The following is an 11,814-nucleotide window of genomic DNA, read 5'->3' on the forward strand; positions in this document are numbered from 1 at the left end:
GTATTGGCCAACATTAACAAGTTTGGTAGGGTAGCATTATGTGGGGCTATTTCTGGATATAATAGTACTGAAGAGCCAAAAGGACCAAGCGTGGAGGGAATACTGATTAAACAGAGCGCTTTGATTCAGGGTTTTATTGTCACTAATTATGCGAGTAAATTTCCTCAGGCCATTAACCAGTTGACTCAATGGGTGCAGGAAGGAAAAATAACTTATACAGGAACCATTGTAAATGGTTTCGACCAGATTCCACAAGCCTTCATGGATTTGTTCGATGGTAAAAATGAAGGTAAAATGATTGTTAAAATATAAATAGATATGTTAAATTTCGAATTCAAAAATCCTACTAAAATACTTTTTGGTAAAGGACAGATAGAAAACCTTGGAAAGGAAATTCCAAAAGATGCTAAAGTATTGGTTTTATATGGTGGTGGCAGCATCAAACAAAATGGCATTTACGACCAGGTGATGAAAGCTTTAAATGGCTTTGAAGTATTGGAGTTCGGTGGCATTCCTGCCAACCCGGAGTATGCCATTTTAATGGATGCTTTAAAAGTTATAAAAGAAGAAAAGATTACTTATATGCTTGCTGTTGGTGGCGGTTCTGTCATCGATGGTGTTAAATTTCTTTCTGCAGCTGCATTATATGAAGGAGACAGCCCATGGGATATCCTTACCAAAAACATCAGAACCGAAGTAGGCTTGCCTTTTGGTACTGTTTTAACCTTGCCAGCTACAGGCTCAGAAATGAACTCCGGATCTGTCATTACAAGGAAAGAAACACAGGAGAAATTAGCGATGGGTGGTCCTGGGTTATTTCCAGTGTTCTCCATATTAGATCCACAGGTGGTACAGTCAATCCCAGAACGTCAGTTGGCAAATGGTATTACCGATGCTTTTACGCATGTTTTGGAGCAGTACATGACTTATCCAGTTCAAGCCTTGTTGCAAGATCGTTTTGCGGAAAGCATTATGCAGACGTTAGTGGAAGTGGCACCAAGAATCATGAAAAACCCTGCTGATTATGAAGCTGCGGCTAACTTTATGTGGAGCTGCACTATGGCCCTCAATGGCTTAATTCAAAAAGGAGTTCCTCAAGATTGGGCAGTACACGCCATGGGACATGAATTAACGGCGATGTTCGGTATTGACCACGCTCGTACTTTAGCGGTCATTCTTCCAAGTCATTACGAATATAACTTTGCTGCCAAAAGCGAAAAGTTAGCACAATATGGTCAAAGGGTTTGGGGAATAACAGAAGGTACCACCACAGGGATTGCAAAAGAAGCAATTGCAAAAACCGTTGCCTTTTTCCATTCCTTAGGTATCGATACCAAGCTTTCTGATTATACAAATGCCTATGAAGGTACTGCACAAAAAATCAAAACTCGCTTTACAGAAAGAGGTTGGTTAGGTCTTGGTGAACATAAAACGCTTTCTCCTGCAGATGTAGAGAAAATTGTAGAAATGAGCTATTAAGACAAAGTTTTAGCTGTTTTAAAATGCCGGTTCATTGTAATGATGACCGGCATTTTTATTTAATTATTCATAGCCTATCATGCAACTTGGTGATAGTGTACCCATCACTTGTTTTTAGCTTACCCATCACTAACTATTCTACACGACTTATTAGGGATTAGGTAGGGGGTTGCTACCGGTTTGGTACCGGATTTTCGGTGCTAGGTCCGTAGCAAGTATGCAGGAGCTAAGTGTAAAATATAAGCTATGGGTTAGTGAACGGTAGGGTTATGGTAACTGAAATTCAATAGAGTATTCAATTGCTTTTAATCAAATGCTGAATTGCTATTTTCTGAGGGCTTATACAGTAGAATTTTTCAATGTGGCAGCCGGTTTTCCTGCCATGCATTACAATTATATGTTACGTTCAATTATAATTATACATTTTAGTACAATTACAATTATATAGCCATGTGCAATTACAATTATACTGCATTCAAAAATACGTATAAAGCATTGGTAATGAATTAATTTTATCTAATTTTTTTATTTAAAATTATCTATAAAAATACATTATAAAGTTTATAAAAAAAATGTGATTTGGTTTCAATAAGATGTATGAATGGAAATAACCTAACTGCTGTTCACCTCATCAATATCAAACAAAATGAACCGTTTGTTGTTTCATATCGATTATAATGTTATTTTCCATGATGGATACCTCCCAATTCAAACAACATCCTTTTTACTTTAAGTTAGCCTGTATCTTATTTATATTGATTTCGCTAGTTTACATTATTGTTGTTGGTAAGGATATCCTCTCTCCACTCATTTTCTCCTGTTTGTTTTCGATCCTTTTGTTGCCTATGGCAAATTTCTTTGAAACGAAAACCAGGCTTCCACGCAGTGGCGCTTCCATGTTGTCGGTATTGATATTTTTAGCCTCTATTGGCCTCATTATGTATATTATAGGGTCGCAGGTTTCAAATTTAGCGAAAGACTGGCCACAATTTGAAGAACAATTGGGCAAGTCTATTGGTACTATTCAACAGTGGATAGCAGATACATTTCATATCAATGCACACAAACAATTGACCTACGTACATACGGCTACAGGTAAAATTATGGATTCTGGAACAACGGTAATCGGCACAACGCTGCTTTCCCTTTCTTCAGTATTGTTGTTTTTTGTATTTACCTTCATTTATACCTTTTTCTTTTTGCTTTACAGAAAGCTCATCATGAAGTTTCTTGAATCTGTTTTTTTGGAAGAAAATAAAAAAATGGTGCATGATATTATTGAACAAATACAATATATCATCAGAAAATATATTACTGGCCTGTTCATAGAGATGGGCATTGTGGCGGCAATAGTGTTTATTGCATTCTGGGCACTAGGAATAAAGTATGCTTTACTGCTGGCGATGATTACAGGTTTAATCAATATCATCCCCTACATTGGTATTTTCATTGCTTTAGTGGTGAGTGCGCTTGTCACTTTTGCCACAGCCACCTTGATTAGTAAAGTATTGTTAGTTGTTATCACTTTAGTGATTACGCACCTCATTGACAGTAATATATTATTACCGGTAATTGTTGGTTCAAAAGTAAAGATCAATGCCCTGATTACGGTATTAGGTGTTATTATCGGTGAAATGATCTGGGGTATATCCGGAATGTTTTTATCTATTCCGATCATCGCCATACTCAAAATTATTTTCGATAGGGTAGAAGGTTTTCAATCCTGGGGCATTATTCTTGGCGATGAGGAAGCTAAACAGAACAAGTTGGCTACGAGGTTAATTGCACGTAAAAAGCCAGTAAAGGTTGTCGACTAAAATGAGCTTCTCCTAGTTTGTTCAATTAATTTTAAACGCCAGTATATATTTTGTTTTATTCCTATGGGTTTACATTTGGTTATAAGCAATTTAGATATTATTAATTCATTTTATTGAAAAACACAGGATGTTATGGTGGAGGAGAGAATCACTCGGAAAACAAAAAACCGTCTCCAAATTTCTTTGTAAGACGATTTTATTTTGTGGGCCCAGCTGGGCTCGAACCAGCGACCAAAAGATTATGAGTCTTCTACTCTAACCAACTGAGCTATAGGCCCGGTCTAGATCTCTCTAGGGAGCGCAATATTAGGGTATTTTTTTTAAATCTCAAAATTTTTGAATCAACTATTATTCATTTAAATATAAAATTGCATGACTTGCATTTTATTTTGCTGATAATCAGGTTTTCCGGTAAAAATACTTTTTTTTATTTTTTAATAACTATAAGAACAAAAACTCTAATTATCTTAAAATAGCGGTGATGGAACCTATGGTAACACTCCAATGATTAAGCATTGATAAAGTAATTTTTATGATTACCCCTGTAATTGGAGATCCTCAAAATGTAAATTAAATTATTTCTTAAAGGTGTAAAATTTAATCTCTATCAATCGAAAATTTCATTAACAAACCGTACATTTAAATTGAAAAACCCTAATTATGAAATTCATCTACCTTTTAATGCTATTGATTTTTCCAGCAGTTTCTTTTTGTCAAGATCAAGATGACTTTACTAAACGATTAAAAGCCATAAAAAATCAATCCACCACCTATTATAATATTGATGGCATAGAATTTACATCTGAAACCTATAATGATGCTTTCGCAGAAAAAGGGTTAAAGAAGATCTATAAAAGATTCTCTATCAAGGATACTGATGCTAAAATAAAGGACGAAGTTTTGGCTTTTAATAATTTAAATGTAACCAAAACCGAAAAGCTCACTGACGAGCTTAGTGAAATCAATTCTTATTATATCCTAGAAAATAAAAACAAAACTATATCGGTCATCTGGTTTGGCTTTTACAATAAAGCAGACAAAGAGTTTGAAAGAAAGTACGTGAGCAGGATTTTAAATGACGAAATTCCACCAAGCGTGTTTGAGGCAGTTTCTATAGATAGTGTAGACTTTGCAGGCAGAAAAATGACAATAGGGAATAAATGCTATTGGGCTAATATCAATTCAATACAATGTCCCTATGATGGGCAAATGAATTGGTCTGTTCACAAAAGTATGGAAAGTGCACAGACTGCACTTAAAAATCAACTTAGTGTAACCAAAAGTAAGAAAGGGGTAAAGGTGAGTGCAGAGGAGGAGGTTGAGGTCATCTTTGAAGGTGTGGCAACAAAAGCGAAAAGAATAATATATGATTTCTCAGGATTAAAATCTTTGCTGGCAGGTGCTTCAGGGGGCAAAAACCTTACAGTTTACTATGTTGCAAGTCCAGTTAGAGGAAATTATGTGAGCTGTGTAATGAGTTTTTGGAACAATGATAACATTTCTGCTAAAGGATTAACGCCTTTATTGGAAAAAGTGATGGCACTTAAAAATTGATTTAAACCTTTAAAGGAGCTTCCGGAAAATTAAGATTATTAAGGGCTATTGAGTATCCCAACACAGATGTTACAAAAACAGGTGAACTATTGCTTGTAGAATGAAGAATTTTTAGGTTTAAATGAAGTATTTTTAATGCGCATATCATCTTATGCTGTAAGATTCATCATTCATCTTTTAAATTTATATGTCTGTTAAATACCTTTTACTCTTACTCTCCTTAACAACTGCTACCTACGCTCAACAGAAAGAAAAAAGCCTATCTGTAGTTCCTGGTGTTTCCTTAGATTTGGCCATTTACCGTAAATCGGTGATCAGCGACATTCAATATACCCTTCATTTTAATATTCCTTCCGCTAAACAGCGATCCATTGTGGGCACTCAACACATCAGCTTCTTACTGAATAAAGTTAATCAGGATTTGCAAATTGACTTTAAACAAAGTGCTGAAAATATCAATAGCATTAAGGTTAATGGTGTAAACGTTGCTGTAAAATTGATCAATGAGCATATCCTGATTGACCATAAATACCTAAAGAAAGGAGCTAATGAGATCAGCATAGATTTTATTGCTGGAGATCAATCACTCAACAGAAACGAAGAATACCTCTATGCGCTTTTCGTTCCAGCATTGGCACGTACTGTTTTTCCATGTTTTGATCAGCCAGACTTAAAGGCTAACTTTCAACTTTCGCTGACAGTGCCTAAGCAATGGCATGTTTTAGCGAATGGAACAAAAAAAGATTCCTTAGTTAAAGACAGTATTGTCACTTATCATTTTGCCAATACCGAAAAACTGCCTACCTATCTTTTTTCTTTTACAGCAGGGAAATACAAAAAGCTTCAGCAAATAGGGGCTAATCGCAATATGGAATTTCTACACCGCGAAACTGATGCCCGAAAAATTGACCTCAGTGTGGATTCTGTTTTCAAAGCACATGGCGATGCCCTGAACTTTTTGGAACAATGGACAGGCATTCCTTATCCATTTCAGAAATTTGGTTTTGTCGCCGTCCCGGATTTTCAGTTCGGCGGTATGGAACATCCCGGTGAAATTCGATATAAAGCTTCATCCTTATTTTTAGATGAAGGGGCTACTAAAGATCAATACATTGCCCGCTCAAACCTTATTTCACATGAAACTGCACATATGTGGTTTGGCGATTTGGTAACCATGCAATGGTTCAATGATGTGTGGATGAAAGAGGTTTTTGCCAATTTCATGGCAGATAAAGTTACCGAAAAAATGATGGGGCAGGAGACTTTTAACCTTAAGTTTTTGCAGGATCATTATCCTGCAGCTTATGGCGTAGACCGTACGTTGGGTGCCAATCCCATTCGTCAGCAATTAGATAACCTTCAGGATGCAGGATCTATGTATGGTAATATCATTTACCACAAAGCGCCTATTATGATGCGCCAGCTTGAAGAGCTGATGGGAAAGGATAACTTTCAGAAAGGCATTCGCCAATATTTAAAAGAATACAGCTATAAGAATGCAACCTGGAATGACCTTATTAAAATCTTAAATAAGTTCAGTACGGCTGACTTAGAGAAGTGGAATAAAGTATGGGTAAACCAACCCGGCCGACCTGTATTTACTTATGGGTACCATTTAAAGGGTGATAAAATCAGTCAGTTTAAAATTAGCCAGGAGCCAGAAACAGGTCCGAAAAGGATCTGGCCGCAGGTTTTTAGCATTACCCTGATTTATGCGGATCACCAACAAATAATTCCGGTGAATATGGATAAGCAGACCGTTCTGTTAAAAGCTGTGGAAGGTCTAGAAAAGCCAGACGCCATTTTATTTAATTCAGATGGAATGGGTTATGGCGTTTTCCCAGTAAATCAATTGCTAAATAAACATTTATTTGCTTTAGAAAGTCCTTTAGAACGGGCATCAGCATACCTTAACGCTTATGAAAATATGCTTTCAGGTAAATCTTTTAAACCTGGAGAGCTGCTTAAATTATATGCACAAGGCATAGGTGTGGAAAAAAATGAAATGAATCTTCAAATGTTGTCAGGTTACATCACACAAATTTACTGGAAATTCATCACTCAAAAAGACAGACTTGCCTTAAGTCCGGATTTGGAAAAAGCATTATGGAATGCTATGCTGGCACAAAAGTTTCCTAACTTAAAGAAAGTTCTTTTTAACGCCTACCAGAACATTTATTTAACTGAAGAGGCAAAGATGCGCATCTATAACATCTGGCTCAACCAGAAAGCACCAGCAGGGGTTAAACTGCTTGAAGATGACTATACTGCACTTGCTTTAACCATTGCTTTAAAGACAGATACTGTCTCGGCCGTGATGCAACAGCAACTATCGAGAATTAAAAACCAGGATCGCCGTGACCGACTTTCTTTTATCATACCGGCACTTTCTGCAAATGTGCAAGACCGCGATCAGTTTTTCTATAGTTTACGCCAACTCAAAAACCGCCAAAAAGAAGCTTGGGTAACCACCGCCTTATTTTATCTTCATCATCCTTTAAGACAAAGCAGCTCACAGAACTACCTTCAGGAAAGTTTGGTGTTGTTAAACGATATTCAGAAAACCGGAGATATATTTTTCCCTCAATCATGGCTGGCAGCTGTTTTTGGTAATTACCAAAATAAGGAAGCTTACCAGGTGGTTACAGAATTTCTAAAACAAAACCCTGCATATCCTTCTAATTTAAAAGATAAAATTCTACAATCGACAGATAACCTTTTTAGAGCACAGAAATTGCTTGATCCACTGAATCAATAGCCTAAAGACCTCAACCAAATAAACTAGTTATGATTAGACGCAACTTTATAAAAAAGGCAGGTATAGCCACTACTTCCTTACTTTTACACCAGTCAGTTTTAAAGGCGGTTACATTTGGGGAAGCGGGGAAAAAGATTAACATTGCCGTTATTGGCTGCGGTGACAGGGGCAATGGCTTAATTCATGTCTTAAAACAACTGCCTGAGCAATTCCAGCTGAAAGGTATCTGTGATGTACTTGACTTTCGACTTGAATATGCTAAGAAGTCAAACCCGGGCGTATTTAGTACTAAAGATTACCGTCATATCCTGGATAACAAAGAAATTGATGCGGTGATCATCTCTGTTCCTTTAAACATGCATTTTCAGATTGCAAAGGATGCGCTGCAGGCTGGGAAACATGTTTTCCTGGAGAAAACAATGACCTATAATATTACGCAGGCTATGGAATTGGTGAAATTGGTTAAAGCAAGACCTAGACAAGTTTTACAGGTGGGCCATCAATATCGTTATACCCCACTTTATTTCAAAGTTAAGGAAATGATCAATTCGGGATACCTGGGTAAAGTGACACAAATTGATTGCCGCTGGGACCGCAATGGCAGCTGGCGCCGTGCACTTCCTGATCCTTCTTTAGAAAGACAGGTTAATTGGCGCATGTATAAGGAATATTCAGGTGGCTTACCAGCAGAATTATTGTCGCACCAGATTGATTTTGTAAACTGGGCTTTTGATACCCATGTAGATGAAATTTACGGAAGTGGCGGAATTGATTTCTATAAGGATGGTCGTGAAACTTACGACAATGTACAAGCCGTTTTGCGTTATCAAAAAGATGGAATGATAGGCAACTTTGGTGCTACCTGTGCCAATAGCCATGACGGTTACTTGTTTAAATTCAAAGGATCTAAAGGTTCTGTTTCCTTGTTGATGAATGAGGGTGTGTTTTACCCTGAAAAAGAGACGCTCAAAGAACTTCGTGATACGGTAGATGGTGTTTCTGGAGCCACAAAAATTACATGGAATAAGGATGGTGGCATCCCAATTTTAACAGAACCCATCAAAGATGGGTCATGGTATGCTTTAACTGACTTTCACCAATGTATCATGACACAAAAGCAACCTGCATCAAACGTTTATACAGGCGCAAAAACGGCTATTACAGTAGATATGATCAATCAATCTCTTTTTGGAAAGGGCATACAATATTGGAAGCCTGAATATAATTTGGGCTAAAAATCTTTGGTTGTTAAAACCACCTGGGTTCCTGGATATTGGATGTTTGCATTATCTTCTGCGGTTACAAAAAACTTCTGCGGAGAAAAGGGTGTTGTTGATTTGAGTACAGCTTTCCTGGCACTGGAAAAATAACTGGTTTCGCTAATCAGCTGACCTATGTTTTTAATGCCACTGTTTGCTGTTTGCATCCACACTACATAGGTTTTCTTGGGTGGACTGAGTCTGGTGGGGTCAGCAAGGTTGGTTACCGTCATCTCAATAACGTTGTTTTTATTGTCATCTTTACTGATGATTACTTTTGCATCTGCACCAGGAACTACAGTAGAGGTTTGAAACCTTACTGTCTTTGAACAGGAGGCTACAGTGAAGGTCAATAAAATAGCTACAAAGAGCTTTAAGAGATCTTTTCTGGTATCTTTTTTCATATTGCTTTTCGATTGTCTAAAGATAGGATTAAATATTAAACCCCTATTCACTGGAATGTTTAATTATCAACATATTAAGCAGGCCGCTATAGAATATGTAACTTAAACATTGAAGACTGTAAATGTTTTGAAATAATAACCACCAAATATTAAACTTTATGAAAAAAACTTTAACCCTGCCCAAGGAACAGCATTCCATACTGAATGCAACAAACGTTTCTTCCTCATTCTCAAAAAGGTATCTCCACAAAGTTCTGGTAACAACTATTTTATTAGTCTTCAGCTTCTCTTCATCGGTCATTGCACAACAGCAGCAACAATGGTCTTTAATTAAAGATAAAATAGCAACACCATGGGCAGAGAAGGTAAATTCCAAAGCTCCTTTGCCAGAATATCCTCGCCCTCAGCTTGTACGAAGTGCGAACTGGAAAAATCTGAATGGTTTATGGAGTTATGCCATCACCCCAAAAGCAGCGGCTGAGCCTAAAACATACAACGGCAGTATTCTTGTCCCTTATCCTATAGAATCTGCACTTTCTGGTGTGGGTAAAACAGTAGGTAAAGACAGCATATTATGGTACCGCAATCAAATTACCATTCCATCATCTATGAGAAATAAAGAGGTGCTGTTGCACTTTGGCGCGGTAGATTGGCAGTCAGAAGTTTTTGTAAATGGTAAAAGTGTGGGTACACATGAAGGTGGATTTGATCCTTTTACCTTTAACGTCACCGCCTTTCTAAATAAAGGGGCTACACAAGAAATTAAAGTAAAAGTCTGGGATCCTACAGATGCTGGCCCACAGCCAAGAGGTAAACAAGTTAAAAAACCTGAAGGCATTTGGTATACCCCTGTAACGGGAATCTGGCAAACGGTATGGCTTGAAGCAGTTTCACCATCTTATATAGCCTCCACAAAACATACACCTGATATTGATGCACACACCATCTCCATCAGTGCCAATGTAGAAAAAAGCCAAGACGGTGACCAGCTCAAAATAGAAGTGTTAGATGGCAAAAAAGTTATTGCCTTAAAATCGGTAGCAGCTGATGCAACAGGAGTAATAGCTTTAAACGATGAAAAGTTATGGTCGCCGGCTAATCCTTTTTTATACGATTTAAAGATCAGCCTGGTTAGAAATGGTAAAACCATCGATGAGGTGGGAAGCTATTTCGCCATGCGCAAAATTTCTATGGGTGCTGATGCTGCGGGCATTCAACGGATGTTGCTCAACAATAAGTTTCTGTTTCAATATGGGCCTCTTGACCAGGGATGGTACCCTGATGGATTATATACACCAGCAACGGAAGAGGCAATGGTGTATGACATCGATCAGCTGAAAAAGATGGGATTTAACATGATTCGTAAACACATCAAAGTAGAACCTGCCCGGTATTATAACTATTGCGATAAAAATGGAATGCTGGTGTGGCAAGACATGCCTAGCGGCGATTTAGGTAACCATTGGGAAAACCGACCGGGGGTATTAGGCGATGGATCGGACAAACAGAGAACACCAGAGTCAGAGGCTTATTATAAGAAAGAATGGGATGCCATTATCAATACCTTATACAACTTCCCCGCAATAGTTGTTTGGGTCCCTTTCAACGAAGCTTGGGGGCAATTCAAAACGGTAGAAATTACAGAATGGACCATGAAAAAAGACCCTTCCAGGTTGGTGAACAGTGCAAGTGGCGGTAACTTTTACACCACAGGTCATATGGTAGATCTTCATAATTATCCTCAGCCTGCTATGCCCAGGCCAGATCTTTTTGGTCAGCAACAAATACTTGTTTTAGGTGAATTTGGGGGCTTAGGACTGCCTGTGGATGGCCATACCTGGCAGCAGAAAGACAATTGGGGTTACCAGTCTTTTAAAAATGCAACAGACCTTTTTGACAAGTATAAAACCTTTACACAAAGATTAGAAGCGTTGATTCGCTTGGGTCTCTCTGCAGCAGTTTATACGCAAACTACTGATGTTGAAGGTGAAATTAATGGCTTTATGACCTACGATAGAAAAGTAACAAAAATGCCGGTAGAAAAATTGAAAGAGGTGAATGACAAGTTGTATCAGGTCCCTGTTCTTTAATAAATAACTTTTAAACATCATTTCCATGATCTTAAACAATAATTGATTGGAACTATGCTGGTACTGATATTGTCTATGGCTTAACTTCTGGTTATGCTTGTTGCATGTTTAGACTGAGGTAACATGGAATTTAACCATAGTTCGATGGTTAATCACAAAAAAAACCTGTATCGACATTGATACAGGTTTTTTATCACTCAATAAGCGATTTATTTAATTATGAACCCCTTCTAGAGCAAATAAAAACGCATAATAAAGAGCGATGTCTTTCAGGTAATCAAACCTTCCAGAGGCACCACCATGGCCAAAATCCATATCGGTTTTCAGCAATAAAACATTGTTATCCGTTTTGGTAGCCCTTAACCTGGCCACCCATTTGGCGGGTTCAAAATATTGTACCTGGCTATCATGCAAACCTGTAGTCACTAACATATTAGGGTAGTTTTGTGCTTT

9 protein-coding genes and 1 tRNA gene are annotated in these 11,814 nt (G+C 37.7%); 7 read left to right on the forward strand and 3 right to left on the reverse strand.

Annotated features, from left to right (window positions below; genetic code table 11):
• From ACR2F7_RS11010 to ACR2F7_RS11020, 3 genes are all read left to right on the forward strand, one after another.
• Positions 1–312, forward strand: a 312-nt coding sequence (locus ACR2F7_RS11010; RefSeq protein ID WP_432713614.1) for a zinc-binding dehydrogenase, incomplete at its 5' end; no start/stop codon positions are given.
• 6 nt (positions 313–318) lie between these two features.
• Positions 319–1,479 carry an iron-containing alcohol dehydrogenase gene (locus ACR2F7_RS11015; RefSeq protein ID WP_432713615.1) on the forward strand — a complete coding sequence of 387 codons (1,161 nt, stop codon included), beginning with the start codon at positions 319–321 and terminating at the stop codon, positions 1,477–1,479.
• A 689-nt stretch (positions 1,480–2,168) separates the two neighbouring features.
• The gene (locus ACR2F7_RS11020) at positions 2,169–3,296 is read left to right on the forward strand and encodes an AI-2E family transporter (protein ID WP_432713616.1); all 1,128 of its coding nucleotides are present in this window, start codon (positions 2,169–2,171) and stop codon (positions 3,294–3,296) included.
• 204 nt (positions 3,297–3,500) lie between these two features.
• On the opposite strand, the gene ACR2F7_RS11025 is transcribed toward ACR2F7_RS11020, so the two are convergent.
• Positions 3,501–3,574: transfer RNA gene (locus ACR2F7_RS11025), tRNA-Ile, on the reverse strand.
• A 382-nt stretch (positions 3,575–3,956) separates the two neighbouring features.
• Here ACR2F7_RS11025 and ACR2F7_RS11030 point away from each other — a divergent pair.
• The 3 genes from ACR2F7_RS11030 to ACR2F7_RS11040 all read left to right on the forward strand — a co-directional run bounded on the left by ACR2F7_RS11030 (position 3,957) and on the right by ACR2F7_RS11040 (position 8,843).
• Positions 3,957–4,850 carry a hypothetical protein gene (locus tag ACR2F7_RS11030; RefSeq protein WP_432713617.1) on the forward strand — a complete coding sequence of 298 codons (894 nt, stop codon included), beginning with the start codon at positions 3,957–3,959 and terminating at the stop codon, positions 4,848–4,850.
• A gap of 187 nt (positions 4,851–5,037) precedes the next feature.
• Complete coding sequence (locus ACR2F7_RS11035; protein ID WP_432713618.1) at positions 5,038–7,608, forward strand: M1 family metallopeptidase; 2,571 nt, start codon at positions 5,038–5,040, stop codon at positions 7,606–7,608.
• Positions 7,609–7,637: 29 nt separating this feature from the next.
• Positions 7,638–8,843 (forward strand): Gfo/Idh/MocA family protein, encoded by a 1,206-nt coding sequence (locus ACR2F7_RS11040; protein WP_432713619.1) that lies wholly within the window; start codon positions 7,638–7,640, stop codon positions 8,841–8,843.
• On the opposite strand, the gene ACR2F7_RS11045 is transcribed toward ACR2F7_RS11040, so the two are convergent.
• The gene (locus tag ACR2F7_RS11045; protein ID WP_432713620.1) at positions 8,840–9,271 is read right to left on the reverse strand and encodes a hypothetical protein; all 432 of its coding nucleotides are present in this window, start codon (positions 9,269–9,271) and stop codon (positions 8,840–8,842) included. The genes ACR2F7_RS11040 and ACR2F7_RS11045 overlap by 4 nt on opposite strands.
• A 158-nt stretch (positions 9,272–9,429) precedes the next feature.
• Between ACR2F7_RS11045 and ACR2F7_RS11050 the strand changes: the two genes are divergently transcribed.
• Positions 9,430–11,361, forward strand: a complete 1,932-nt coding sequence (locus ACR2F7_RS11050; protein WP_432713621.1) for a glycoside hydrolase family 2 protein — start codon at positions 9,430–9,432, stop codon at positions 11,359–11,361.
• A 213-nt stretch (positions 11,362–11,574) separates the two neighbouring features.
• Here the strand turns inward: ACR2F7_RS11050 and ACR2F7_RS11055 are convergent.
• On the reverse strand, positions 11,575–11,814 hold a 240-nt coding region (locus tag ACR2F7_RS11055; protein ID WP_432713622.1), incomplete at its 5' end, for a prolyl oligopeptidase family serine peptidase.

The organism is Pedobacter sp. (genome assembly GCF_045628745.1).
Lineage (GTDB): Bacteria > Bacteroidota > Bacteroidia > Sphingobacteriales > Sphingobacteriaceae > Pedobacter.